This is a genomic window from Nocardia brasiliensis (genome assembly GCF_042691675.1).
GTDB lineage: Bacteria > Actinomycetota > Actinomycetes > Mycobacteriales > Mycobacteriaceae > Nocardia > Nocardia brasiliensis_D.
In genome coordinates, this window is record NZ_CP170507.1 from 3,457,030 (window position 1) to 3,481,975 (window position 24,946).

Here is a 24,946-nt window from a genome sequence, read left to right on the forward strand (position 1 = left end):
GAGACCCTACAACCCGGCTTTTGGTCACCTGATCCGAATCCTTTGACAGGTCAAGCGCAGGCGAGTCAGATCGCCTCAGCAACCGCACAGCAGGGTTGGGGGTTCTAGACCTGTAGCGGGCTGTTGTGCCTGCTGATCTGCGGGCCGGTTTCGCAACGGTTCCCTGGGGGTGTTCGCTCCGCGGCTCCGTGTGGGTCGACCGAGGGATGCGGTGATCATTGTGGCCGAACGCGCGCTCCGCGGCATGAACGTGCGAAGGTCGTCTGCGGCGCGGTCGTGTGGTCAGGTGCTGTCGTGCCGAGCGGATTCCTGCGTCGTGGCTGTCCACCCGGTGTCGAGGAGGGTGAAGATTCGGTCGAGTGCCCACTCAGGGTCGTCTCGTCCGTGGACGAGGCTGACGGCTTCGAGGGCGAAGTGGGCCAGAGCTTGGGCGGCGGGGTCGTTTTCGGGTAGTCCGGTGTCGGCGACGATCGCTGCGGCCAGGGCGTTTTCGTGACGCAGCCATATGCGCCGAGCGCGCTCGCGCAGTACCGGAGTGGCCTCGATCAGGTGGAGGAACTCGGGGAAGCGAGGGTCGGTGCGGACCTGTCGAGAGCGCTCGTCGTGCAGCAGCGTGCGCAGCGCCTGGGGGATGGACTGGCCGGTCGGGCGCTCGCGGACGGCGGCGACGAGCGCTTCCTCACGGTCGGCGTCCTGGTCGAAGATCAGTGCTTCCTTGCCGTCGGGGAAGTGCTTGAACAGCGTGGCCACCGAAACGTCAGCGGCGTCGGCGATCTCCCGCACGCCGACCGCGTCGTAGCCGCGCTCCAGAAACAGCCTCAGCGCCGCGTCCGCCAGGGCTTGGCGGTTCGCGGCTTTCTTGCGCTCGCGGCGTCCTGGTTCGGTCATGTGCCCACCTTAGCGCATGGGTAGAACGGATTGAAGATTAGAACGGATATACTTTTGGCACGGTTTCACTTAAGCTGGGTGAAGCGAGGTCGACCCGGCCTGCACCCAGCGGCGACAACCACACCGCCGCAACAAGTTCGAGAGGAACCACCCTTATGACCACACCCCGTATCGCTATCGTCGGCGGCGGCCCCGCGGGCCTGATGTGCGCCCGTGTCCTGCAGGGATATGACATTCAGCCCACGGTGTACGACGCGGACGCCGCCGTGGACTCCCGTGACCCGGGCGGGACGCTGGACTTGCACGCAGACGCCGGCCAGATCGCGTTGGAGGACGCCGGGCTGATGGACGCTTTCCGGGCTTTGGCCCGGGTCGAGGGCCAGGCCAAAAGCCGCCGCGACCACCACGGCACCGTCCTGGCCGAGTTCACTCCCGCCGAGGGCGACGTCGCGGCTCCCGAGATCGACCGCGGGCAACTGCGGACCATGCTTTATGAGCACCTGCGTCCCGGCACGGTCGCCTGGGGGCACAAACTCCTGCACGCGACCCCGCAAGGCGGTGGCACGCACCGACTGGAGTTCGCCAACGGCGCCAGCACCGAAGCCGACCTCGTCATCGGCGCCGACGGCGCATGGTCGCCGGTTCGTCGGTTGCTCACCGCCGCGGTCCCGCAGTACCTCGGGGTCTGCTTTCTCGACGCCCGATTCGATGACGTGGACACCAGACACCCCGAAATCGCCGCGATCGTCGGTGACGGCCACATGTTCTCCTCCGACGGCGACGGCCGCGCGGTGATCGTCCAGCGCAACAGCAACGGTGTGGTCCGCGGTTACGTCGCCTTCCGCGCCGAACTCGACTGGCACGTCACCGCCGGCGTGGACATCACCGACCGCGAGGCCGTCCGATCCTTCCTGCTGCGGGAATTCAGCCACTGGTCCGCGCTCATGCGCCCACTGCTCACCGACATCGACGGCGACTACGTGCCACGCAGCTTCTGGGCCCTGCCCGCTCCGCTGACCTGGAACCATGTCCCCGGCGTCACCTTGATCGGCGACGCAGCCCATCTGATGGCACCCTTCGGCGGCCACGGCACCAATCTCGCGTTACTCGATGGCGCAGAACTCGCGCACGCCATCCACAAAGAGAACAATCTCGACGACGCGATCACACGCTACGAGACAGCGATGTTCCCACGATCCGCAGAACTCGCCGTGAGCTCGAACACCGCGCTCACGCGGTTCTTCGCCACGACATCCCCCGACACACCGCCCCTTCCCCCAGACCACGCGCGCGAACACGAGAACTACCAGACCAGGGCCGCCGAATATCGACGCAGGCAACAGAAACCATAGCCACACCTCAGCGAGAAACCAGGCTTCGGCGACATGCCGTGAACAAGCAACCAAACGCCCGCAACTCGGTGCGGGTTCAGGCGGTCATCGCAACACCTCGTTGAGTGCTTCTGATGGTGTCTTGAAGCCGAGGGTTTGTCGAGGGCGCTGATTGAGTTCGTCGGCGATGGTATCGAGGTCGGTTTGGGTGTAGTCGCGCATGTCGACGGTGCGGGGAAGGTATTGGCGGACAAGTCCGTTGGTGTTTTCGTTGCTGCCGCGCTGCCACGGACTCTTGGGATCGCAGAAATAGACCGGGACCTCGGTGGCGACGGTGAACTGGGCGTGAGCGGCCATTTCGTGGCCTTGGTCCCAGGTCAGGGTGCGCCGCAACGCGACCGGCAGCGTCACGATCCGTGCCGCCAGCGCGGCCGCGACCAGGTCGGCGCGATGCCCGTCCGGTAGCGCGACCAGGATGAGAAATCAAGTGGAGCGTTCGAATCAACGGCTTCTGTCGGTGTCGATGAGCGCGGTTATGGCTCGGTGGCGTTGTCGCAGCCGGGTCTCGAGCAGCGGCGGGAGTGCCGGGCGCGCCGCCAGTTCTGTGTCGATGGCGTCGCGTTCCTGGGTGAGGGCGCCGGTATTGGCGTCGGTGAGGGCGACGTTGTGGCATTCGAGCGGCTGGCAGTTGGCCGGAGTCGGGCGCAGCTGACCTGTTCGGTCGGTGCGTGGTTGGCACAACGCTTTATCGGGGTTGAACACGCAGGTGACATAGGTACCCAGATGGATGTGCGGGTCGTTGCGGGCCAGAATGCGCGCGAGGCGGCGGGGTCGTTCACCACGGTTCCTTCGAACCCTGTCCGGGCCGCGAACTCGCTGAGCCGGGCCGCGGCTTCGTCCGCAGCGGGCCCGCGCAGCTCGTGGACGTGATCGGTGGCCAAATTCAGCAGGACCTCGCCGCGGGCGAGGGCTTGTTCGGCCTCGACTTCGGCGCGGAAGCCGGACTCGCTGGTGCCCGCGTAGCCCTCGAACATCTGGATGCTGAGGTGGCGGTATTGGATGGCGCCGGGCCACACTACGACCAGCATCTGGAGGAACTTCGGTCGCGTTCGCGTGATTCGAGCCTGCAGTGCTCTTGCCTCCGGGCGAGCTCAGCTCCCGGTCGGCGGTGGTAAGGCGGCAGAACGTGTATGCACACTGGGACGTAGCTGCGGTCATCGAGACGAGAGGTGTTCACCTCCTTGCGGATCACCCGCACCGACCGCGACATCATCGAAATCCAGAGGCGCCGAAAAGAACTCGCCGACATCGTCGCCGACCCACTCGCCCGCCGATCAGCCACCGCCGCGACAGACACGAACTCGACCGACTCGACACGACAAGCTCAAGGCCGAGCTCGGCGCAGCGCGCGCACTGCGCCGAGTTCGAACAGCAACTTCAGCTCTACGCCTCGGTGATCGACCTTTTGACCCTCGAGAAGAACGCCGCCAACAACAACGCGCCCGTCGTCGACCTCGACACCAACAGCCACAGACGAACTCGGCAGAACATGATCGGTCCCTGCTCACCGTTAACACCGACTTAAGTCCCCCGCGATACTGAAGCTGTCGGGAGTGCAAATGCACAGCAATCGCGGGGTTAGGCCGGCTAGCTGGGCGGCATGCACGCGCCGGACACACCTAGGTCGTGTCTCCGAATGGATCGGTGGCGGGTTCTCTTGCCGAAATGCTTTGTCGCGGGCGCGGATTCCGGATAGTACGGGCGTCGTGATTGGTTGGTCCGTAGGGCGGCGGGACCTGAAGGAAAATGATGATCATCGAAAGTGGCGGCGTGGGCGCCGAAGACAGCAGTGTATTCGTGGTCCGTTCCCCGGACCGAACATCGAGTTTCTCGCTGCAAGTCCCCGCGAGCCTGGCCGATCTGCGAGAGCGGTTGCGGGAGCAAGGTTTCCGTATTGGCGCGGTGTGGCATCGGACTTGCGCAACCGGACCAGCGCGGCATTAGGCTGACGATGACCCTCTGTAGTCGATCGCGGAGCGTGCGTGACCACTGTGCCGCGCTGGACCGGCCGAGAGGCTCGGGCGCTGCGCGACGCGCAGCGGCTCAGTGTCCGCGAGTTCGCCGCCCAAGGGGGCCAGGACGCCCGCACGTTCGAGGTTGCGCACCTGCTGCTCCGAGTACCCGACGCCGCGTGCGATATCGACAGTGCGCATGACCTGCTGGAGCGGAGGCGAGCACCGCGGACGGGTCGGTGACGACCTTGTCCAGCTCGGCGAAGATCGCGGTCTTCACCTTCTCGTCCTCGAGCACCGCCTCGACCACCAGCTGGCGGTCGGCGAAGTCGTTCCGGCCACCATCAAGGGGGGTGATTGCTCGTGGTTCGAGCCCGCCCGCACGACCCGACGCCTTTGTCACGGGTGAGCCTTTCGAGCTCTGACGCAGACCGGCGCCGTGCGGGTGCGCTGGGATCGCGTACAGCTCATCGGAGGCCAGCCCATAGAGGCTCGTAAGTAGGGTGCTGCGCGTTCTCGCCCGGGTGTCGAACAACCCGAGAACCCTAGCTCTGAGGAGGACGGATTGAATCGTTACTGCGGCATCGATTGGGCCGAAGGCCACCATGACATCGCGATCGTCGACCAGGCCGGCGTAACCATGAATGTTAACCAAGCAAGACTCTGATACGTTCGGCTTGTGGACGATGGACTCGGGGACTTGCTGCATCGCGTGGTGTACCTGCTCGGAGAGGCCGCGCGGCGACGCGTGGACGACTCCGGGGCGCTGACGTACAGCCAGATACGCCTGCTGGGGACGTTGGAAGAAATCGAGCCGGTGACCCAGCATCAGCTGGCACAGGCGCTGGCGGTATCGGACCCGGCGGTCAGCCGGGCCCTGCGCCCGCTGGAAACAGCGGGATTCGTCGCGGTCGAGCCCGACCCCGAGCACGGACGGCGTCGACTGGTCAGCACCACCGAAGCCGGCCGCAACGCCTTCCATGGCAGCGACAGGCCGCTGCAGAACGAGCTGCGCGATGCGCTGCTCGAAGCGGGCTTTCCGTACGAACGCTACCTGCACGACACTGCCACGCTGGCCAAGCTTCTCGAGCCACGCCGATAGCTCGGCCCGACACCTTGTAGTGCCATCCTCGATGTATCTGAGTCTTGACCGGTTAATATTAACCGTGCAACACTCACGTCCATGAACGAGATGTCTTACCTGGCCCAGTCAGCTTTCCCCCTGGTCTGGATAGTGATCGCGGTTGTCGGCGCACTGATCCGAACCCGGCACAGCCCCTCCCGTGCGGCCGCCCTGGAAACCTGGCAGCGGTGGTGGGCCGTCGCCGCCCTAGGCTGCGGCAGCCTGTGGATGACGATCGCCTTCCTGACCATCCCGGACGTGATGGCTACCGCGATCGGATTCGACCGGACCCCGTTCCAGTTCGAGATCGCCTTCGCCAACCTCGGGCTCGCCGTCATGGGATTCCGTGCAGCCTCGGCCACCGCCCGCGAGCGCATCACCATCGGCCTCGGCGCCGGGATGTTCCTGTGGGGTGCGGCGATCGGCCACGTCTACCAGTGGTTCGCCAATGGCGACCATGCTCCTGGCAATACCGGTGGAGTGCTGGTCTGCGATTTGCTCTTCCCCGCGGTCATGATCGTCCTCGCCCGCTACTCGCACCGACTGCCCGCTATCGAGCAGCCCTTGACTGCGGCCCTGTTGCCTAGCGGCGCGGGTGTTTCCGTGCGCGAGACCGGGAGCAGGTAGGCATGAGCAGGGCAGTGGTGGTCGGTGGCGGAATCGGCGGGTTGGGCGCGGCGCTCGGCCTGGAGCGCGCCGGCTGGAAGGTGACGGTGCTGGAACGCGCGCAGGAGTTCCGGCCGGTCGGCGCGGGGCTGATGCTGGCACCCAACGCGGTGCGCGCGCTGAACTGGCTGGGACTTGCGGACCGGCTCCGGGAGTTGGATATTGCGCAGGGCGCCACGGGAATTCGGACCGCATCCGGACGGTGGCTGTTGCGGGGGGACGTCACCGAGGTCCGGCGCCGGTTCGGTGTCTCCGGGTACATGCTGCACCGGGCCGACGCACACGCCATGCTTATCGGGGCGCTGGAGCACGCCCACCTGCAAACCGGCCACCGGGTGACCGGTGTCGATCCCGAAACGGGCACCGTGACGTTCCAGCGTCCATCCGGCGAATCCGCAACTCTCAGAGCGGACCTCGTCGTCGCCGCGGACGGCCTCGACAGTCCGACAAGAGCGCAACTGTTCCCCGGGCACCCGGGGCCGGTCTACGCCGGGTACCTCACCTGGCGCGGCGTGGTACCAGCCGAGGCCGCCGCCGACATCGAGGTGGGCCGCTCGTTGATCGAAAGCTGGGGGCGGGGCAAGCGGTTCGGCATTATGCCGCTGACCGATGGGCGGGTGTACTGGTACGCGACGCTGTCGGCCCCGCCGAACTCCCACCCGCACGACAGCATCGAGGCGGTCGCGCGAGGTTTCCGCGACTGGCACGACCCGATCCCGCGGCTGCTCGCCGCCACCCCGCCGAAATCACTACTACGCCACGACATCTATTCCCTGGAGACAGCGCTGCCCACCTATACCCGCGGCCGGGTGGTCCTGCTCGGTGACGCCGCGCACGCGAGCACACCCGATCTCGGGCAGGGAGCGGCACAGGCACTGGAGGACGCCGCGACATTCGGTGGGCTCGCCGCGAAAGCGTCGACCGCGGAATCCCTGGCAGCCGACTACGACCTGGCGCGGCGTCCGCGGACCCAGGAACTGGCGCGGGTCGCGGCCTTGTCAGGACGGGTTGCGCAGTGGCGCAATCCGCTGAAGGTCACGTTCCGCAACGGCCTCGTGTGGCTGACGCCGCGTTCGATGTACCTCAGCGCGATGGACAACGCGCTGTCCTGGACCCCTGAAACCGCCGTCGCGGCGAGGTGACAAACCATTGAAGCTCGAATATCCGCTGCTCGGCCTCCTGGCGGCCCGGGCAATGAGCGGCTACGACATCAAGCGGTGGTGCTGTATCGAGGGCAAGTTCGTCGGCCTGGACCGCCATGCCAGCCAGATCTACCGCGAGCTGAACCGCATGCAGGTCGAGGGCTCCGTGGTGTGGCGGACCGATCCCCGCGACGGCGGACCGGACGCGAAGATCTACACCGTCACCGAGGCCGGGATGGCGCGGCTGCGACGCTGGGTGCGCTCCGCGTACCTGCCGCCGCGCCGGTTCCAGGATCCGGAGTTCGCATTCCGGCTGCGCGTGAGCATGATGCTCGGCGAGCCGGGCACGCTCGATCTCGTGCGGGAAGAACTGGCGGCGCGGCGCGAGCAGGTGCGACTCAACCGAAACCGCCCGTACGACACCGAGGCCGACGACGATCGGGCCGAAATCGATGCCGAGGCCCTGGATTTCATCGCGCGACAGATCCGGCGCCAGGGCGAGCGGCAGATCGACGGCTGGATCGCGTGGCTCGAGGAGTTGCTGGAAGAATTGGAAGCCTGCGCGGCCACCGTCGAGGCCGGGCAGGCCGGGATTCGCAAGGTGGGCAACTGATGCGCGCGGTCCTGATGTTGTTCGACAGTCTCAACCGCCGGCTACTGCCGCCGTACGGCGCCGAGTGGGTGCACGCGCCGAACTTCATCCGGCTCGCCGCGCACACCGTGCGGTTCGACAATTGCTACGGCGGCTCGATGCCGTGCATGCCCGCCCGCCGCGAGATGCACACCGGCCGCCACAACTTTCTGCACCGTTCCTGGGGTCCCTTGGAACCCTTCGACGATTCCGTGCCGGAGATGCTGTCCGCGGCGGGGATATATCCGCATCTGGTCACCGACCATCCGCACTATTGGGAGGACGGCGGAGCGACGTACCACAGTCGATTCCGTACCTTCGAGTTCTTCCGTGGCCAGGAGGGCGACGCGTGGAAGGGGCAGGTCGCCGATCCGCCGCAGCCGCAGAGCGTGCGCCGGGTTCGTCACCACCTGTGGCGGCAGGACCTGGTCAACCGGAAGTATCTGACCGAACCGGCCGATCACCCGCAGGTCCGAACGGTGAACGCGGGTCTCGAGTTCATCAGGACCAATCGCGCCGAGGACGCGTGGTTCGTGCAAATCGAGTGCTTCGACCCGCATGAACCGTTCTTCTCCCACCGCGACCACCAACGCCACTATCCCGCGCTGGACGCGGCGAGCGAGTCCACGGCGTGGCCCGATTACAAACGGGTGGAAGAAGATTCGGAAACCGTGCGACACACGCGGGCCGAATACGCCGCGCTGCTGACGATGTGCGACGCGTCGCTCGGTCGCGTCCTGGATATCTTCGACGAGCTGGGCCTGTGGGACGACACGTTGCTGATCGTGTGCACCGACCACGGGTTCCTGCTCGGCGAGCACGGTTGGTGGGGCAAGAACGTGCAGCCGTGGTACGACGAGAACATTCACACGCCGCTGTTCCTTTGGGATCCGGTTGCCAGGACGAAAGCGGGCACCTGCCGGGAACTGGTGCAGACCATCGACTTCGGCCCCACCCTGCTGGATTTCTTCGGCCTTCAACCCACCGCGGACATGCAGGGACGGTCCCTGCTGCCGTTGTTGCGGCATCCAGCCCCGGACCGGCACCGGGTTGGCGCGCTGTTCGGAGTCTTCGGCGGGCACGTCAACGTCACCGACGGGCGGTACGTGTATCTGCGGGCCCCGGCCGCGCCAGGCAATGCGCCGCTATTCGAGCACACCCTGATGCCTACGCACATGGCCACCCGTTTCACCCCGGGTGAACTGGAGAACGCGCAGTTGGTCGGCCCGCTGTCGTTCACCAAGAACGTCCCGGTGCTGCGAGTACCCGGGTTCGCCGTCGGCGACCCGTTCGCCTTCGGCACGGTTCTGTTCGACCTGGACAGCGACCCCGGCCAGGAGAACCCGATCGTCGACGATGACCTCGAACTGCGGATGATCGACCTGCTGCTCGACCTCATGCGTGCCAACGACGCGCCGGACTCCCAGTTCCTCCGTCTCGGCCTGCCGCTGGAAGGAAAGGCAGATTACCGGCACCTGCTGGCCAGGGCCCAACTGCCGATCTATCAGGAAGCTGTCGAGCCGCTCCCGGTGCCGGAAGATTTCCCGACTGGGCGGCCCGGGCTGAACACGCCGATCACCGATCTGCTCGCCACGGCCGAAACCCGCACGATCGTCGAGGCGACGCTCGGGCCCGCGATCGCCCGCATCGCCGAGCAGACCGCCTCGGCCACCCTCCTCGAATTGGCCCCCTTCAGCCCGGTTCTGACCAGGCGAACCCTGCACCGCCTCGATCGGGCACTGGCCGAGAGCCGACCGATCTCCCGCCACCCTCAGTGAGACATCCCTTGACAGACAAAGTCGTGCCGGCGTCCCCGGCACTCACCGACGCCGCACCGGTGATCATTCCCGGCCGCTGGCGCAAACTCGCCCTCGTCGTCGCTCCGCTGTGGGCCGACAACAACGAATCCAGCGTACTCAGCACCCTCGCCCCGGTCATCGTCCAAGCGATCGCGGCGCCCGCGGCCGCGGTCGGCTACCTGACCTCCCTCGCGAAGTTCATCAGCATCGTCTTCGGGCCACTGTGGGCGTGGGTGGCGCATCGGACGAACCGCAAGATCACCTTCGCTGTTGCCACCGGCTGCACCGGAATCGCCACCGCCGCAACCGGACTCGCACAGAACTACGTTCAGCTCATCATCCTCTACGGACTATCGGCCGTGTTCATCGCCTCGGCACTGCCGATCGCCAGCGAAATCACCGCCGACCTGTTCGACGACACAGCCCGCGGCCGCGCCAACGGCTACACCTGGGGCGCGATCTCGCTGCTCGGCTCGGTACTCGGACCGCTCATCGGGCAATTGTCCCGCGTGCCGGACGGCTGGCGGTACGGATTCTTCGCCTGGGGCGCCATCACCGTTCTCACCGCCGTGCTGCTGGCCGTGTTCTTCACCGACCCCGGCGTCGGAGCCAGCGAAACCGCCCGGCGGCAGCATGCCGAGAACGACCGCATCACTTGGGCCGCAGTGCAACAGATGCTCCGGATCCCGACGTTCGTCCTCATGCTGATCCAGCGGCTCATCTCCGGCCACCTGCTGATCATGAGCTTCGGCATCATCTTCCTCGTCCACACCTACGGCTTCACCACCGCCGTCGCCTCGATCGTCACCCTGCCCTTCGGCATCGGCTACCTGCTCGGCACCTTCGGCGGCAGTCTGGCCACCGACTTCCTCCAGACCCGGCTCCCCGAGACCGGACGCATCATCATCCTGCAGTTCGCCCAACTCGGTTTCGGCGTCGTCGCCATCCTCGGCACCCAGCACGACTGGGGCGGCATCGAGATCTTCGCCGGCTTCTGGGCGGTCCTGGGATTCATGCAAGGCCTCAACCCCGGGGTGAACCGGCCCATCGTCGCCGCCGTCGTACCGCCCGAAATGCGCGGCGCCGCCTTCGCACTGCTGCTCTCGGTGTTCGAAGCCCTCGCCTACGCGCTGTTCAACCTCGCCGCCGGACTGCTCACCGACGTGATCGGCCTACGCGGCGTCATGCTCTGGATCCCCGGCATACTCATGCTCACCAACGCCGCCTTCTGCACCATTCTTTATCGCACCTATCCCCGCGACGCCGAACGGCAACGCATCCGCCTAGCCGAGCGAATTCGATGAGCTCCGACCGCCACCCGATCGAACAGGCACACCTGCCCGGCGGGACGTTCGCGATGGGCGATCCGCACCGCGACGGATTTCACGCCGACGGGGAGACGCCGGTGCACATTGTGGAACTGTCGCCGTTCACCATCGACACGACCACCGTCACCAATGCCGCCTTCGCGACGTTCGTGGCGCACACCGCATACCGAACCGACGCCGAAAAGCTCGGATTTTCCGCCGTATTCCACCTCGTGCTGGCCGCCGACGAGCACGACCTCGTCGGACGCGCTCCACAGAGTCCCTGGTGGGTAGAAGTGGCGGGGGCCAGCTGGCGGCACCCCGAAGGACGGCATTCCAGCATCGACGACCGCGCCGACCACCCGGTCGTCCAGGTGTCCTGGCACGATGCCATCGCCTACTGCGACTGGGCAGGCCGACGGCTCCCGACCGAAGCGCAATGGGAATTCGCCGCGCGCGGTGGGCTGTCCGGAACCCGCTATCCCTGGGGTGAGGACGCCCCAGGTGCGAGCGGCCAGTGGCGGGCCAACATCTGGCAGGGCACCTTCCCGAACGTCAACACCCAGGAGGACGGATTCCTGACCACCGCACCGGTGCGCTCCTACCGGCCTAACGGGTACGGACTCTGGCAGACAGCAGGCAACGTCTGGGAGTGGTGCTATGACCGATTCTCCCCGAACACCTACAGCCAAGACGCTCGAGCAGGGCACGTGCGCGATCCACAAGGCGCCGCGGCTGGGGAGTCGCGGGTACTGCGCGGCGGCTCGTATCTGTGCCACGACAGTTACTGCGCCAGATACCGCACCGCCGCCCGATCCTCGAACACCCCCGATGCCACCATGGGCAACGCCGGCTTCCGCACCGTCTCAGCACTACCCGCCGATGGCTCGAAACACTCATTCACCCAACAGCTTTCGGCGACCACACCTACGGAACCGAGATGACCGCGGACGGCACTGACCGACACAGATCAGCTCGGCCCTTCGCCGTCCCCGCCGGTCTGTTCGTGCTCGACGATCAGCACCGGTCCGCGCGAGTAATTGTCCCGCGGAGCGGTGCGTGCCGAGGTCGCCTGCGCGCGGCGACACCGAACGTCGGACGGCGCGGTGTGGTCAGCGAGGACGTTTGGTGATGACGACGAAAACCCTTGGCAGGGGTGCGTTCTCGGAACGCACCCCGCCACTCGATTGAATCACGAGGTTACCCGATGAACAGCGACACCGCGCTTGCCAAGCCCTACCTGACCGGCCACTACCGGCCCGTGCCTGACGAGGTGACCGCGCACAACCTGCCTCCGCCGACGGCGACCTCCGCCACCAACAGGTCGTCGAGGGGGCGGGCCCGTCGCTGATGCACGACTTCGCGATCACCGAGCACTACGCGGTGTGGCTGGACCTGTCGGTGACCTTCAACCCCGCCGAAACCTCCGGCATCCCCTACCGGTGGGGCGACGCCTACCAGGCGCGTATGGGCATCCTGCCCCGCACCGGCACCGGCGCGGTGCGCTGGTTCGACGTGGAACCCGGTGCGATGCCGCATGTTTCGAATGCCTACGAGGACGCGGCCGGGCGGGTCGTCGTGGAAGGCCCCCGGCTGGACCGGTCGGCCTGGGAGACGTCGTGGAAGTGGTGGATCGGCGCACCCGGATACCCGACCGACCCGGTCGCCGGAGCCGTGCAGTACCGCTGGGTCCTCGAACCCGGGCAGACCACCGCACGCGAGGAAATGATGGACTCACCGGTCACCGAATTCCCGACCATCAACCACGACTACCTCGGGCGCCGCAACCGCTACAGCTACGCGGTCGCCTACCCCGGCTCCGGATCCGACGGCGTCGGAATCGTCAAGTACGACAACGACACCGGCGCACGCCTGCTGGCCCCGACCGGCGCGGGCCGCATCCCCGGTGAAGCTGTTTTCGTCCCCGCCACCAACGCCACGAGCGAAGACGACGGTTACCTGCTCACCCTCGTCGGCGACCGCACCGGCAAGGCCTCGGAGCTGCTCGTCCTCGACGCCCACGACTTCACCGCGCCACCGGTCGCGGCCGTCGAACTGCCCCGGCACGTGCCCGGCGGCATCCACGGATCCTGGATCGCGGACTGATCGGCGTTTCTACCTGCAGCACAACCGAATTCGTTAGAAGTGCGGTCGTCCGATGGCCACCGAGCCGTCGGACGGCCGCCTGTGCCCGGACCTGGAGACAGATCATGAACCCCCGACCACTCTTTCCCGTAGCACCCAACGGCACCCCCAAGGACTGTAGAGCCGTCGAGGCTGAACCTGGCGGGCGCGGTGCGTCGCAGCGTGAGCGGCCCTGGCTGCCGCGAGGCGGATGCCGAGTTATAGTCACTGGGTCGCGAAAAGCGATGTTCCGCGCGAGTCTCTCCGCAGGACATCGTTCGTACATCGATGCAGATGGTTCTGATCGTTGAGCGTCTCCTTGCTGAGACCGGGCATCCCGCCCGCTCTCGGTACTGACGGTCGCCGACGCGTGTCGGCGTAACAGAGGAGCGCAGCATGCAGAAGACCATCGCCATTGTCGGAGCAGGACTGGGCGGGCTGACGCTCGCCCGGGTGCTTCAGACTCACGGCGTCGCCGCGACGATCTACGAGGGTGAGGCTTCGGCGAAGAACCGTGCGCAAGGCGGCCTGCTCGACATCCATGAAACGATCGGGCAGGTCGCGCTTCGCGCAGCCGGTCTGTACGACGAGTTCCTCACTCTGGTCCGCCCGGGCGAGGATGCCAAGCGTGTGGTCGACCACCACGGCACGATTCTGCTCGACATGCCTGCAGACCCCGGTTCGGCCCGTCCCGAGGTGGACCGTGGCGAACTCAGGCGCCTGCTCATCGACTCGCTAGCGCCTGGGACGATCAGGTGGGGTCACAAGCTCGCTTCGATCCGGCACCGTCCGGAGGGCGGCTACGACCTCACCTTCGCGAAAGGTTCCGCCGCGCGCGCCGACATCGTCATCGGCGCGGACGGTGCCTGGTCGAAGGTGCGTCCGCTGCTCACCCCCGCCAAGCCTCTCTACAGCGGAACCTGCTTTATCGAGATCGCCCTCAGCTCAGGCGGCCAGAACTGTCGGGCGAGCGTGGCCGCGATCGGCAGTGGCACGCTGATGGCGGTCGCGCCCGGCAAAGGCATCATCGCCCATCGCTACGCCGACGATAACGTGCGCGGATACGTGGCGCTGAACAAGCCCGAGGAGTGGATGAGGTCGATCGACTTCGGCGACCCGTCCGCGGGCCTGCGTCAAGTTGCCGACGAGTTCGATGGCTGGTCGCCGCTGCTCACCGCCTTCGTGACAGAGAGCGATGCGCAACCGTGGCTCCGACCCATCTATGCCCTTCCGGTCGGACTCGAGTGGGACAGGGTGCCCGGCGTGACGCTCGTCGGCGACGCCGCGCATCTGATGTCGCCCTTCGCCGGCGAGGGCGCGAACCTCGCCATGTACGACGGTGCGGACCTGGCGAGCAAGCTGGTTGAGCTATCCGACATCGAAGTCGCGCTCACCGCCTACGAAGAGCGGCTATTCCTGCGTAGTGGCGACGCCGCCGGCCGCTCGGCGCATAACCTAAAGACCTTCTTCGGCCCGGAAGCGCCGCAGAGCGTCGTCGCTCTATTCGATCACTCCTAATAGCTCGATCTGCGTTTGCGATCTTGTCGCGGACCCGCCGGGTAACGGTCGGTTGCTATCTACATCGCGGCCTGGAGGTACGAGCCGCACGGCCGTAGGGCCCGCCCGGTATCAGCCGCCGCGCGCGGGTTCGGCACCGCACTCTCATGCCGCTGGGCGGGCGCTGGTCGACCGTCCAAATCGCTTGGCTGACAGCACTTCTCAACGCGCGCAAATGCCGAGAATTGAAGATGTCTTGCGGTAGGCAAACGCGGCTGGCGTCCCGCCAGTCGTTGGCGGCGGTGCCTCAGACGGCGGCGATGGCGTCGATCTCGACGAGGAACCCGGGGCCAAGGCTGGCGACGACATGGACGGTGATCGCTGGTGGCGGGTCGCCTGCGTTCCAGACCTGCTGAAAGGCCGCCACACCCTCCTCGAAGGTGTGGCCCTGCACAACGGCGATCTTCCAGTGCACGATGTCGGCCAGGCTCGCCCCCTCGCTCTCCAGGATGGTCGCGAGGTTGCGGAATGCCTGCAGCGCTTGCTCCCCGACTGTGGGTCCGACGATCTTTCCGTCTGCGCCGACGCCGTTCTGCCCGCCGATGTAGATCGTCTTGGCGGGTTGTTCGACTACGACGGCCTGGCTGAAGGCCGGGCTGCGGTGTAGCCCTTCAGGGTTGATATGTCGTGTGCTCATGGTCATGGTCTCCTCGTCGCGATTATTGCCGAGCGCGGATGTGGAAACGGTGCTCGATGCCGAAGGGACGGCATCGGAGGCGCCGTCGCCACCGCACGCCGTGAGAGACACCGCAAGGGTGGCCGCCGCGGTCGCGAGCAGAACAGATCGGGTCATATTTCCTCCGCACTAGATGCCGCCTGGCTGAAGGCGGGGATGCGGTGTAGCCCTTTGGGGTAGATGTGTCGTGTACTCATCGTCATGTTCTCCTCTGGTCGCGGCCGACGTCGTGCAGGCAATCCGAACGTTCGGCTGTGCGGCCGATGGTTCGGTTAACGGTGAGCAAGAGGCGCATCGGGTTGGTCTGTATCCATGCCGCTACCCTGGCAGCCCTAGCGGACAGAACCAGTCCGCTATTGCGTGCAGGTTGCAGCGCGCTGGTGAGGCAGGCGGGACGCGCCTGGTACGGCCGAGCGTGTCGTGGCCTTGCTCGGCTGCGCACACTCGGCTATCTCGTGCGCGCTGGCCAAGGTGTTGGCGGCGGCTCTCGGCTCGAACCAGGGCAAGACCTGCCGCCACTGCGGCTCGACGCTAGGAAAGCGATCGCCAAGATCAAAAAGTCGTGAACTGCGCGAGCAAGGGGGCCGTCCCGGAGCGGATACGGGACGGCCTTCTCGCGTGTCGGTTTACCCGGATTGACTCTCGGCCGACGGCTGTACGGTACTGCTGCCCGGGTCGACGCCCGCGCTTGCTCACCGTTGTCTGTGGGTCAGACAAAGAGGCGGCAGACGCACGGTATTCGGGGTGCTCTCAATAGGTCAGCGCAACACTTGATTCTCGCGATGAACGGGGATGTGGTGTGTGATGACGAGAACGGCGTTGTCCGAGACGGAGATCGACGAGGTGTGGCGGCGATGGCGCTGCGGCCAGGCGGTGAAGGTGCTTGCCCGCGAGATGGGCAGGCATCCATCGACGGTGCGTGATCTGCTCAAACGCTGTGGCGGGGTGCGGGCAGCTGCCCGGCGACGCGGCGAGCTACGGCTGAGTTTGGCTGATCGGGAAGAGATCTCGCCTGGGCTGGCCGCGGGTGAGTCGCTGCGTGGGATCGCGGCCCGGTTGAGGCGGGGCGGCTATCGACAATCTCTCGGGAGGTCGCCGGTAGCGGTCCTCGATATAGACCTCGACGGTGGCGAGCCCGGAGGTTGCCAATGGACCGACGATGACGGTCGCAAATGGTGCGGGCCGCCGCCGGCTGCGGGTTGGCTCAGCCTGGGCGATCCAGCCAGTCGTCTGGTCACGATCCGGCCGCCGGACGCGTGATCGTTCGACCACGCCTGTCGCCTGGCTGATCGGCGCACCGACTCCTGTTATGGAAGTGTCGCATGGGCACGGGTGTTGCTCATCGCTGTCGATGCGGGCGGCCTACTTTCCGCGCAAGCCTGCAGGAGATAGCCAAGGCACTCGCTTTGATAACTGGAGAACCGCATCCTCTCGCATTGGCGACATCGATCGCGGCGACCCGATCCAGCACCTGCTCATGCTCGGTGTCGGGAATCTTCTCAGGCTCATGCTTTAACTCCCTTGTCCTCCAGCCTTATTCGCACGCCGTCATCGCCAGCCAAGGCGGTCACCACGCTCTCTGCGGTGTCGCCCAGGCCCTCGCCGGCGCCATTAGCACGTGGGCCAAACTCACCGATACCCCAAGCTTCCGAACTCGCCGACACTCATCGCAGACCCCGGTCCGTAACTGGCCTCAATGGGACGTTGCCGCAACGATTTTCGTGGAGATCGACCTGGTCGGTCGCACCACCGGCCAGCATGCCTCCGCACGTTGACAGTGACCGATATCGTCACCGGGTAGACCGAGAACTGCTCCGTGTCCAACAAGACCCAGCCGCAAATGGGTCATCGCCGCGCTCGACGACATCGCTTCGGTGATGCCGTCCCCAGTATGTGAAGTCGGTTGTTACCAGACCTGTCCGCCCGCTGGTTCGTGGTCGCGATTGTCCTGGTCACAGCCCTGCACTCAGCCATCGTCGATCCCATCGTCGGGCCCCAGCGCAACTTCCTCCATCGCCGCGGCCCTCCGCCGCACGCGGGCAAAGCCAGATGAGGCAACGAAGCGACTACTCGGGCATTTTCGACGAGTCGACGCGGCGGATTGACAAATGCCGGAGATTAGGTGATGATCTTGGAGGCGCTATACTTGTGCCTTCATCCCTGATTCGCGGGACTCTCCCTCCTTCGCGGCCGGTATGCCGCCGAACATCGGCGGTTGTTGCCGTGCAGCTACTTTGAGTGATGTGAGGGTCGGGCTCGGTTCCTGCGCTACGTCCAGCTCCCCAGTCGGCATGGACGATGGCTCCCCATTTGATCTAGCTGTACCGTTATTTGGGTGGCAGGGTATTCGTCCCAATGTCGTTCGGTATCAGTCAATCCCGGGTGGGGGAGCGTGCATGATGAACAGCTTCTTGAAGTAGGGACTCCAAACCATCTGCGCAGCAATGATGTACGTCTGTACATCGACGACGCGCGCGATCGGTAAGGCGCTCGATTGTGTGAAATGCCCTGTCGATCCGGCTATTTAACTATTTGTCCCTTCTGTTGACTGTGCGCGAGGCTGTCCGGGGTGTCGAATCCTCATGGACTACATGTTGATTCGGGCATCTGTCGGCAAATTGATATGTAGATGTCAGCACGCTGGCTCGGTTGCGAACTGAAGAATTAGCTCAGAACAGGGACCTGCAGTAAGGCATTGAAGTCCGCGACCGTAAAAGAGTCGCGGCATATGTGGCACCGGCATCTCGAATTCCGTCTGGAATGGATTGATTCCGTTGCTGCTGTTCTGTCAGATTTACGCCCGTCTATGGGCTCGGGGGATTGTGGAGTGTGATGAAATTTCGCCGTCAGGGCGACGCCTCGGTGCGTTGGTTCCCTGCTACTTGGTATCGCTTGAGCGCGGTGGCGCTGTCGATTCTGCTGGTCGCGACATTGGCGCAGACAATGGTGTCGCCGCCGAGTGCGGCGGCTCCGCCGCCGACGCGGGCCGTGCCGTTGCTGGCCTCAGGGGACGGCCCGTCCTCGAAGCTCGAGCTCGAACCGGAGCCCCCTCTGCCCGCCGCCGATTTCGTGCCGTTGGCGCGCGCTGGGGAGGTCGGCAGTCCCGGTGCGAGTCCGCGGCAGCGGGCGCAGGAGGATCCGAAGACGGTGCTGGTCGCCCCGCCCGATAACGCCATTCTGGCTTCCGAGACACCCGTGTTGAAGGTCGCCGTAACCGGCGCTGGAGAAGGCGCGAAGTATTGCTTCAAGGTGTCGACCGGGTTCGATGGCCGCACCGGCAGCGTGGCGCAGTCGGGGTGTGTGCCGGAACCGCAGTGGACGGTGCCCCGCAATGTGCTGGCGAACGGCGGCCGATACACCTGGACCGTCGAGACCGTCGCCAAGGATGCGCAGACACCGACACCGGCGAGCTGGGTCGGTCATTTCACCATCGATCAACGCACAGGTGATCCGAAACCGACCCCGACCGATTCGCTGGGGCCAGTGACAGTGAACCTGTTCAACGGCAATGTCCGTTTTGATGCCTCGGGTCCAGGCTTCTCTGCGTTGGGCGGTCCCGCGGGGGTGAGCTTCGCCTACAACTCACGCCAAGGTGAGTCCCGGGGCGTGCGGGCCTCGTATTTCAACGATGCCAACCGCGATGGTTCTCCCGACGACGCCGCCGCTGTGCTGGTGCGGGCCGAATCTCAGGTGGATCTGCACTGGAGCAACATGTGGCACGACGAAACCAGCCGGGATCCCGTGCCGCCCGGGCTGAGTACCGAGGGGTTCATGGTCCGGTGGGAGGGGTATTTCCGGGCCCCGGTCGCTGGCGACTACCGTTTCGCTGGCGCGCACACCCCTGGAGCGAAGATCTGGGTTGGCGATCGCCTGGTCTACGACAATCCTGAAGCCGGTGGCATCTTCCATGACAAATTCACTGAGGCTGGTCCCAAACGTGACGATGAGGTGTCTCTGAGTGATGGTCAGCGGGTGCCGATCAAGGTTGAGCTGTATCACCATTCCGCTGATTCACCGGCAATGGTGTTGTGGGTCAAGAGCACTCAGGGCGCCGCTGGTGGTATGCGCATGCATAATCTGATACCGCGGATCGCGCCGGCACAGTGGCTGTATCCCGCTGATCCGCCGCCGTTGCCGGCGGGCTGGACGTTGTCGATGCCTGCCAGTGTCTACAGCCACGCCGCGATGCTCGACGGTGCGGTGGTGCTCACCGATGGTGCGGGCGGCAAACACAGCTGGGCCAAGACTGCCGGTGGTTATCGCGCACCGCCGGGCCGCGATGGTGTGGTGGCCTTCGATACCAAGGGCAGGCTGTCGGTCTCCGAGAACGGTGTGGTGTCGCTGTTTCATGCCGACGGCACCCTCGCTGAGGTGTCGACCGTGCTCGATAGCAAGAAGCCCGCGTCGTTGCAGTACCGCTACAAAGGTTCCCCGTCACGGCTGACCGAGATCGTCGACCCGGTATCGGGGCGCTCGCACACCCTGCACTACAACACCGATGGCAGTAACAGCTGTTACGGCGGGGTGTCGCTTCCTGCGGGGGCCAATTCCGCCCCCGCACAACAGTTGTGCCGCATCACCTATTGGGACGGCACCGAAACCCTGCTGTGGTATCTGCTGAACGTAGTCGCTCGGATCGAGAACCCTGGCGCGGCCATGCAGGACTTCAGCTACACCAACCTCGCCGAAGTCCAGAAGGAATATCGCAAAACCAGCAGCGAAGTCAAACGCCAAGAACTCCTCGCCAGTATCGGGCCGCTGAGCTTTGTCCGCGGGAACCTGGGCCACGACTGGGCTTCGATCCAACAATTCCCCTCCCAGGCACTGGTACACACAGCGATTCAGTACGCCAAGTTCGTCGAAGAGCCCGGGGTACCCGAACGGCTACGGGCCGTCGCTGTCACCGGGCCATCCCCCGATGGCGGCTACATGGGCAAGCGGCCCACCCACTACTACGGCTACGACATCGGCGGCAGACAAGCGATCGTCAACGTCGACGGGATCGGCGGGCTCAACTCACCACCGGAAAACACTGTCACCTGGGACGATGCTGGTCGCCTACTCACCTCGACTAACGCCGTTGGCGACACCGTCCGCAGCGAATGGAACGCGAAAGACCAGCGAACAGCCACGATCGACACGACCGGTCGCCGCTCGACGGTGATCTATGACCATGCGGACCGGCCGACCGACACGTATGGTCCGGCTCCGACGACCTGTTTCACCGGGCAGTTGCCGACCTCGCAGTGCGCGAACACGATGCCCCACACCAATACTCAGTACGACAAGAATCTGGCCGGGTTGGAAGCCGCGTTCTACGACAACCCGTTCACTTCCGGAGTCCCGAAAGACTGGGCAACTGGTGTCGGCTCCGCCGACGGCAGCCTGAAACGTAGCTGGGGATCGACCCCGCCGGTCGCGAACAACAGCGGCTGGTCGGGCCGATTCACCGGCGAAATCAAGTTTCCCGACACCGGCGACTATGCACTCGGGTTCACCGTCGTCGATGGTGTCCGGTTGTGGATCGATGACGTGCTCATCGTGGACAGCTGGACCGACAAGGCCGCCACCGCTGTCCCGGGCACCTACACCAACACCACCGCTGGTAGCTGGCATCGCGTTCGGGTCGACTACTACAACCGCAGCGGCACCACCGGGGCACTCGATTTTACCTGGAAACCCCCGGGCACCGGATCCTCTGTCACGGTGCCGGGGCAGAACCTGGCACCCCGCTACGGACTCGAAACCAGCCAGATCACGGACAACACCTCCGGCGGCGACACCGAACGCGCACCCGCGAAGAAACTCGCGACAAGCTACTCAGACCCCAACAATGGGATCGACCCCGTACTCGGGCTGGCGGTTTCCAAAACCGGAGACCCGGGCGGCCTCAACCTGACCGGCCGGATGCTGATCGAAAAGCCCGGCCAAGGCTACCTGCGCCAACTGGCCGCAGCCCTGCCTGGCGGTGACCTCACCAATCCCGACAAACGTGGCACTTCCACCTACTACGGGGACCGCGAAACACGCTCGAACCCCTGTAAATCGAACTCCGCGCCCGCCAGCCAGGGCGGCAGGGTCAAAACCGTTCGGGGACCCAAGAACTCGGACGGATCAGCCAACGCGGTCGAGTCGGTGTACGACGGAGCAGGTCGCCTTGTCGCTGCCCGTACCAACAGTGAGCCGTGGTCATGCGTGGGTTATGACGCCCGTGACCGCATCGTCGAGAAGTCGTTCCCGGCGATGGGCGACCAAGCCGCCCGCACCATCACCTACGACTACGCCGTCGACGGCAACCCGCTGAAACTGAAGGTCGGCGACAACAGCGGATCGACCACCACCATGATCGACCTGCTCGGCCAGACCGTGTCCTACACCGACGCAGGCGGCGTCACCACCACCAACGCCTACGACCCTGCCGGACGCAAGACCAGTGAAACCACCACAGTCAAGGCGGCTACCTCCACCCTGAACTACCACTGGGACGACGCGTCGCGGCTTACCGGCTTAGACCTTGACGGGGCTAGGGTCGCAACTCCGGGCTACACCGCGGGAATTCTGGACAAAGTCGCTTACGGCAACGGATCCAACCTCGCGATCACCCACAACGATGCCGGCTCGGCGACCGGCCTTTCGTGGAAGGTGCCGGGCTCTACTGTCGTCAGTGCGGTTACCCGGTCCCGTGACCAGCGCATTACCGACGAAACCATCACCGACACTGCTGGTTCCGGGACCACCTTCAACAGCTCCTACACCTATGACGGTGTCGGCCGTCTGGTTGCGGCCGCTGTGCCGCATCACAAGCTCACCTACAGCTTCGCCGGCGACAACGGCTGCGGGCCGAACAAGAAAGCGGGGTTGAATACCAACCGCACCAGTTTCAGCGACAGCTTCAACGGTGCCCCGGCAACCACTACCAACTACTGCTACGACGACGCCGATCGGCTGCTGTCCACCAACGGGGCCACCACCCTGGCGTTCACCTACGACACCTACGGCAACACGACCAAAGTCGGTACCGACACCCTCGGGTACGACTCCACCCTCCGACACATCTCCACCACTACCGCGGCCGGACGCTCCGTGGTCTACACCCGCGACGTCATCGACCGCATCACCAAGCGGACGGTCCGCGACAACGACAAACCTGCGCAGGTCACCCGCTACGGTTTCACCTCCAACTCCGGCGGCCCCGATTTCGTCCTCGACGATTCCGGAACCCTGCGCCAACGGGTGCTGAAACTGCCTGGTGGCGCTCTGCTCACCAAGAGCTACACCGACACCAAAACCGCCAACTGGTCCTACCCCAACATCCACGGCGACATCCTTTTCACAGCCGACGGCACGGCCGCCCGCACGGGCGCACTCCACCTCTACGACCCCTACGGTCAAAACATCGATCCCGCCACCGGCGCCATCGGTGATATCCCGATCCCCGCCACCGCCGAAGGCGGCATGGACTTCGGATACCTTGGCCAACATACCGTCCCCGTCGAACACATCGCCAGCCAACAAGCCCTTGAGATGGGAGTCCGCACCTACCTGCCCATCCTCGGCCGGTTCCTGCAAGTCGACCCCATCTCCGGCGGATCAGCCAACAACTACGACTACGTCAATGCCGACCCGATCAACACCCTCGATCTCACCGGTAAGAAGGCCGACCCCACCGTCCACAGATGGTTGGTCGATGAATGGGGAGAACCAGTACCGTATCGGGTCGGATACTGGGATCCGGTTGCGGATAAAGGCCTGGGCCTTGAGAAGGTTGTCGGAAAACACAATCTCACCAACTCCGATGTTGTGGCTGAGGTGGTGAGAAGTCCGACGACATCAGATTTGCAGCCCGATAGCAGATGGGTTTACCGAAAAGAATTCGTACGCCAGGTTAAACAACAAAACGGAACCTGGATGACTGTCGACGAGGTGTGGGTCAGAGTGGTGATAGATTATGGGCCATTGAAGGACGATCCGACAGCAGGAGAAGGCGGAGTGATAACCGCACACTGCGAAGGTGCGACGAGATGCCCGGACTGGATTAACCAACCGCTCACTAACCCGGGCAAGACGTTTTCGGGGCCTCCGAACCGATGAGCGACGAACGCGTGCTGCCAGGTGGAAGCGACTCCACGCGTCCCTTCCACCTCGGCGGCCGAGGGAACTTGTACATCAAAGGCCGGACAATCCGCACTAGCTGATCGCATGGTCGGGTCGCTCTCCCGGGCCTGTCGCGTCAGTCTGGTCTGCCGCTCAATCCGACTGGCGCCAGGCTCGACCGCAGCCTCCGCGCGATGGCAGGCATCGAACCTCCTCGATGCACGGCTTGCCGGTCGCGCGCCTGACCATTGAGACTGGGGTGAAGATGATGGTCGCGAATGATGTGGGCGGCGGCCACCGGCCATGGGGCTGGCCCAACGTGGTCGATCCACGCAGTCGTGTGGTCACGATCCGGTCGCAGGCCGCGTGAACGTCCGGCCACGCCTGTCGACCATATTGTCCGCGGCCTGCTCGGGCCGAATTTCTGATCGGTACGAGCGCCAGCCGGATGTCCCAAGCGCAACCCATGCTCGGACATGACCCTGGTCATCAGGCTGTTCAATCCAACGTCGGGTATCCGATCCGTCGTTCACGGCTCACCCTTTCCCTCGTAGCAGTCTGGCTTTCGTGTGGGTGGCGCTCACCTCGACGCAGAACCTTGGGTGGGTGTAGTCGGTAAGGTTCCCCACCAGTGAAGATCGTGATCATCGACTCTGAGGTGGTCCAGCACCGTACCGGGCGGCTCACCGATATCGAAGTCGGCAACGTCGCGACCATAACGCTTCGGGTCCGGCGCGGCAGGCAGCTGTGAGGCGTACATGCTGTAGAACGTGTTGTCACGAGGGTTGTAACTTGAGCGTCGCAGCGCCAAGCGGCCATCGAAATACGGGGATCGGTAGACTACCGCGAACGTCCACTCGTCCTCGACCCATGCATCCTCGACAACGATGCGCCAAGCCTCTGTGGTGTTGCTGGTCATCAGCCATCTCAAACATTCGAGCACAGCTTGTTCGGACCATCGGGGCGAAACAACCGCACCGAACTCCTCTGCGAGGCGTCGATGCGCAGCTGTGATCTCTCGAGGGTGCGGCTGATAGTTGGGGTTCGTCAGGGGCCGTCGCCGATGCTCTGACTCTGGGTTCACACTGATCATTATGTGACCAGAACGCCAGTGTCCGCTAACTAGCAGGATGAACCGGGTCGCTTACGGCAACGGATCCAACCTCGCGATTACCCGCAATGATGCCGGCTCGACGACCGGCCTTTCGTGGAACGTATCGGGCTCTACTGTCGTCAGTGCGGTTACCCGGTCCCGTGACCAGCGCATTACCGACGAAACCATCACCGACACCGCTGATCCCGGCACCACCTACAACAGCTCCTACACCTATGACGGCGTCGGCCGTCTGCTCAGTCGCAGGCGTACGAGAGTGAGGCTCTGGCGCAGAAAGGGATTGCGTCGGTGCAAACGAACGCCGACGGAGCTCGGCTCGTTGACCTGACGGCGGCGTCCAGCTCAGAGCCACTAGTCGGCCTCCCGCCCATTGATCTCAGCGGACGGGAGGCCGGTTGGTGTGAATCGATGCCTCGTCTCCGAACACCAGAATGCCGGCAATCGGATGTCGACAATTAGTTCGCCGATCGGCGCCGGAACGG

The 24,946-nt window shown here is 65.0% G+C and carries 21 protein-coding genes and 1 pseudogene; 16 read left to right on the plus strand and 6 right to left on the minus strand.

The annotated features are described in order from the left end of the window. Positions 1 to 282: 282 nt before the first annotated feature. A complete protein-coding gene (locus ACFK0J_RS16280) occupies positions 283 to 888 on the minus strand; it encodes a TetR/AcrR family transcriptional regulator (RefSeq protein ID WP_378741054.1) in 606 nt (201 codons plus the stop codon). 155 nt (positions 889 to 1,043) lie between these two features. Here ACFK0J_RS16280 and ACFK0J_RS16285 point away from each other — a divergent pair, with 155 nt between their 5' ends. After that, on the plus strand, positions 1,044 to 2,240 hold the full coding sequence (locus ACFK0J_RS16285) for an FAD-dependent oxidoreductase (protein ID WP_378741055.1): 1,197 nt from the start codon (positions 1,044 to 1,046) through the stop codon (positions 2,238 to 2,240). An 84-nt stretch (positions 2,241 to 2,324) separates the two neighbouring features. Here ACFK0J_RS16285 and ACFK0J_RS16290 read toward each other — a convergent pair whose 3' ends face one another. Both ACFK0J_RS16290 and ACFK0J_RS16295 read right to left on the minus strand, forming a co-directional pair. Next, positions 2,325 to 2,696 (minus strand): IS30 family transposase, encoded by a 372-nt coding sequence (locus ACFK0J_RS16290; protein WP_378742865.1) that lies wholly within the window; start codon positions 2,694 to 2,696, stop codon positions 2,325 to 2,327. 24 nt (positions 2,697 to 2,720) lie between these two features. Next, a complete protein-coding gene (locus tag ACFK0J_RS16295) occupies positions 2,721 to 2,981 on the minus strand; it encodes a hypothetical protein (protein ID WP_378741057.1) in 261 nt (86 codons plus the stop codon). Positions 2,982 to 4,261: 1,280 nt separating this feature from the next. Here ACFK0J_RS16295 and ACFK0J_RS16300 point away from each other — a divergent pair. Continuing rightward, positions 4,262 to 4,474, plus strand: coding sequence for a hypothetical protein (locus ACFK0J_RS16300; protein ID WP_378743421.1), 213 nt, complete (start codon positions 4,262 to 4,264; stop codon positions 4,472 to 4,474). Here the strand turns inward: ACFK0J_RS16300 and ACFK0J_RS16305 are convergent. Then, positions 4,446 to 4,562: pseudogene (locus ACFK0J_RS16305) on the minus strand (3-hydroxyacyl-CoA dehydrogenase NAD-binding domain-containing protein); the annotation flags it as partial. The gene ACFK0J_RS16300 and the pseudogene ACFK0J_RS16305 sit on opposite strands and share 29 nt — an antisense overlap. 348 nt (positions 4,563 to 4,910) lie before the next feature. Between ACFK0J_RS16305 and ACFK0J_RS16310 the strand changes: the two are divergent. From ACFK0J_RS16310 to ACFK0J_RS16355, 10 genes are all read left to right on the plus strand, one after another. Continuing rightward, positions 4,911 to 5,333 carry a MarR family winged helix-turn-helix transcriptional regulator gene (locus tag ACFK0J_RS16310; RefSeq protein WP_378741058.1) on the plus strand — a complete coding sequence of 141 codons (423 nt, stop codon included), beginning with the start codon at positions 4,911 to 4,913 and terminating at the stop codon, positions 5,331 to 5,333. Positions 5,334 to 5,414: 81 nt separating this feature from the next. After that, on the plus strand, positions 5,415 to 5,981 hold the full coding sequence (locus tag ACFK0J_RS16315) for a DUF6790 family protein (protein WP_378741059.1): 567 nt from the start codon (positions 5,415 to 5,417) through the stop codon (positions 5,979 to 5,981). 2 nt (positions 5,982 to 5,983) lie between these two features. Further along, positions 5,984 to 7,162 carry an FAD-dependent monooxygenase gene (locus ACFK0J_RS16320; RefSeq protein ID WP_378741061.1) on the plus strand — a complete coding sequence of 393 codons (1,179 nt, stop codon included), beginning with the start codon at positions 5,984 to 5,986 and terminating at the stop codon, positions 7,160 to 7,162. 7 nt (positions 7,163 to 7,169) lie between these two features. Beyond that, the gene (locus ACFK0J_RS16325) at positions 7,170 to 7,775 is read left to right on the plus strand and encodes a PadR family transcriptional regulator (RefSeq protein ID WP_378741064.1); all 606 of its coding nucleotides are present in this window, start codon (positions 7,170 to 7,172) and stop codon (positions 7,773 to 7,775) included. Further along, entirely contained in the window at positions 7,775 to 9,571 is a 1,797-nt protein-coding gene (locus tag ACFK0J_RS16330) for a sulfatase (protein ID WP_378741067.1), read from the plus strand. The genes ACFK0J_RS16325 and ACFK0J_RS16330 overlap by 1 nt, the downstream gene beginning before the upstream one ends. A gap of 8 nt (positions 9,572 to 9,579) precedes the next feature. Beyond that, positions 9,580 to 10,896: an MFS transporter gene (locus tag ACFK0J_RS16335; RefSeq protein WP_378741070.1), complete on the plus strand. Its 1,317-nt coding sequence runs from the start codon at positions 9,580 to 9,582 to the stop codon at positions 10,894 to 10,896. Continuing rightward, positions 10,893 to 11,843: a formylglycine-generating enzyme family protein gene (locus tag ACFK0J_RS16340; protein WP_378741073.1), complete on the plus strand. Its 951-nt coding sequence runs from the start codon at positions 10,893 to 10,895 to the stop codon at positions 11,841 to 11,843. The genes ACFK0J_RS16335 and ACFK0J_RS16340 overlap by 4 nt, the downstream gene beginning before the upstream one ends. A 263-nt stretch (positions 11,844 to 12,106) precedes the next feature. Continuing rightward, entirely contained in the window at positions 12,107 to 12,250 is a 144-nt protein-coding gene (locus ACFK0J_RS16345) for a hypothetical protein (protein WP_378741075.1), read from the plus strand. After that, the gene (locus ACFK0J_RS16350; RefSeq protein ID WP_378741077.1) at positions 12,250 to 13,005 is read left to right on the plus strand and encodes a carotenoid oxygenase family protein; all 756 of its coding nucleotides are present in this window, start codon (positions 12,250 to 12,252) and stop codon (positions 13,003 to 13,005) included. Before ACFK0J_RS16345 ends, ACFK0J_RS16350 begins: the two co-directional genes overlap by 1 nt. Before the next feature lie 414 nt (positions 13,006 to 13,419). Next, entirely contained in the window at positions 13,420 to 14,541 is a 1,122-nt protein-coding gene (locus tag ACFK0J_RS16355) for an FAD-dependent oxidoreductase (protein ID WP_378741079.1), read from the plus strand. Positions 14,542 to 14,827: 286 nt separating this feature from the next. Here ACFK0J_RS16355 and ACFK0J_RS16360 read toward each other — a convergent pair whose 3' ends face one another. Further along, positions 14,828 to 15,373: a RidA family protein gene (locus ACFK0J_RS16360; protein WP_378741081.1), complete on the minus strand. Its 546-nt coding sequence runs from the start codon at positions 15,371 to 15,373 to the stop codon at positions 14,828 to 14,830. A 687-nt stretch (positions 15,374 to 16,060) separates the two neighbouring features. Here ACFK0J_RS16360 and ACFK0J_RS16365 point away from each other — a divergent pair. Then, on the plus strand, positions 16,061 to 16,516 hold the full coding sequence (locus ACFK0J_RS16365; RefSeq protein ID WP_378741083.1) for a helix-turn-helix domain-containing protein: 456 nt from the start codon (positions 16,061 to 16,063) through the stop codon (positions 16,514 to 16,516). Between the two features lie 1,572 nt (positions 16,517 to 18,088). Continuing rightward, positions 18,089 to 23,347 (plus strand): PA14 domain-containing protein, encoded by a 5,259-nt coding sequence (locus ACFK0J_RS16370; RefSeq protein ID WP_378741085.1) that lies wholly within the window; start codon positions 18,089 to 18,091, stop codon positions 23,345 to 23,347. A 583-nt stretch (positions 23,348 to 23,930) separates the two neighbouring features. On the opposite strand, the gene ACFK0J_RS16375 is transcribed toward ACFK0J_RS16370, so the two are convergent. Next, on the minus strand, positions 23,931 to 24,269 hold the full coding sequence (locus ACFK0J_RS16375; RefSeq protein ID WP_378741087.1) for a hypothetical protein: 339 nt from the start codon (positions 24,267 to 24,269) through the stop codon (positions 23,931 to 23,933). A gap of 211 nt (positions 24,270 to 24,480) precedes the next feature. Here ACFK0J_RS16375 and ACFK0J_RS16380 point away from each other — a divergent pair, with 211 nt between their 5' ends. Further along, positions 24,481 to 24,792, plus strand: a complete 312-nt coding sequence (locus ACFK0J_RS16380) for a hypothetical protein (protein ID WP_378741089.1) — start codon at positions 24,481 to 24,483, stop codon at positions 24,790 to 24,792. Continuing rightward, positions 24,729 to 24,923 (plus strand): hypothetical protein, encoded by a 195-nt coding sequence (locus ACFK0J_RS16385; RefSeq protein WP_378742867.1) that lies wholly within the window; start codon positions 24,729 to 24,731, stop codon positions 24,921 to 24,923. The genes ACFK0J_RS16380 and ACFK0J_RS16385 overlap by 64 nt, the downstream gene beginning before the upstream one ends. Positions 24,924 to 24,946 lie beyond the last annotated feature (23 nt).

What these genes read in the sequence shown, in the direction of transcription:
- ACFK0J_RS16350 (WP_378741077.1), top strand. Translation starts at nt 12,250, where the DNA reads ATGCACGACTTCGCGATCACCGAGCACTACGCGGTGTGGCTGGACCTG.
- ACFK0J_RS16380 (WP_378741089.1), top strand. Translation starts at nt 24,481, where the DNA reads ATGAACCGGGTCGCTTACGGCAACGGATCCAACCTCGCGATTACCCGC.
- ACFK0J_RS16360 (WP_378741081.1), bottom strand. Translation starts at nt 15,373, where the DNA reads ATGACCCGATCTGTTCTGCTCGCGACCGCGGCGGCCACCCTTGCGGTG.
- ACFK0J_RS16320 (WP_378741061.1), top strand. Translation starts at nt 5,984, where the DNA reads ATGAGCAGGGCAGTGGTGGTCGGTGGCGGAATCGGCGGGTTGGGCGCG.
- ACFK0J_RS16340 (WP_378741073.1), top strand. Translation starts at nt 10,893, where the DNA reads ATGAGCTCCGACCGCCACCCGATCGAACAGGCACACCTGCCCGGCGGG.
- ACFK0J_RS16345 (WP_378741075.1), top strand. Translation starts at nt 12,107, where the DNA reads ATGAACAGCGACACCGCGCTTGCCAAGCCCTACCTGACCGGCCACTAC.
- ACFK0J_RS16315 (WP_378741059.1), top strand. Translation starts at nt 5,415, where the DNA reads ATGAACGAGATGTCTTACCTGGCCCAGTCAGCTTTCCCCCTGGTCTGG.
- ACFK0J_RS16365 (WP_378741083.1), top strand. Translation starts at nt 16,061, where the DNA reads ATGACGAGAACGGCGTTGTCCGAGACGGAGATCGACGAGGTGTGGCGG.
- ACFK0J_RS16355 (WP_378741079.1), top strand. Translation starts at nt 13,420, where the DNA reads ATGCAGAAGACCATCGCCATTGTCGGAGCAGGACTGGGCGGGCTGACG.
- ACFK0J_RS16285 (WP_378741055.1), top strand. Translation starts at nt 1,044, where the DNA reads ATGACCACACCCCGTATCGCTATCGTCGGCGGCGGCCCCGCGGGCCTG.
- ACFK0J_RS16370 (WP_378741085.1), top strand. Translation starts at nt 18,089, where the DNA reads ATGAAATTTCGCCGTCAGGGCGACGCCTCGGTGCGTTGGTTCCCTGCT.
- ACFK0J_RS16280 (WP_378741054.1), bottom strand. Translation starts at nt 888, where the DNA reads ATGACCGAACCAGGACGCCGCGAGCGCAAGAAAGCCGCGAACCGCCAA.
- ACFK0J_RS16375 (WP_378741087.1), bottom strand. Translation starts at nt 24,269, where the DNA reads ATGACCAGCAACACCACAGAGGCTTGGCGCATCGTTGTCGAGGATGCA.
- ACFK0J_RS16330 (WP_378741067.1), top strand. Translation starts at nt 7,775, where the DNA reads ATGCGCGCGGTCCTGATGTTGTTCGACAGTCTCAACCGCCGGCTACTG.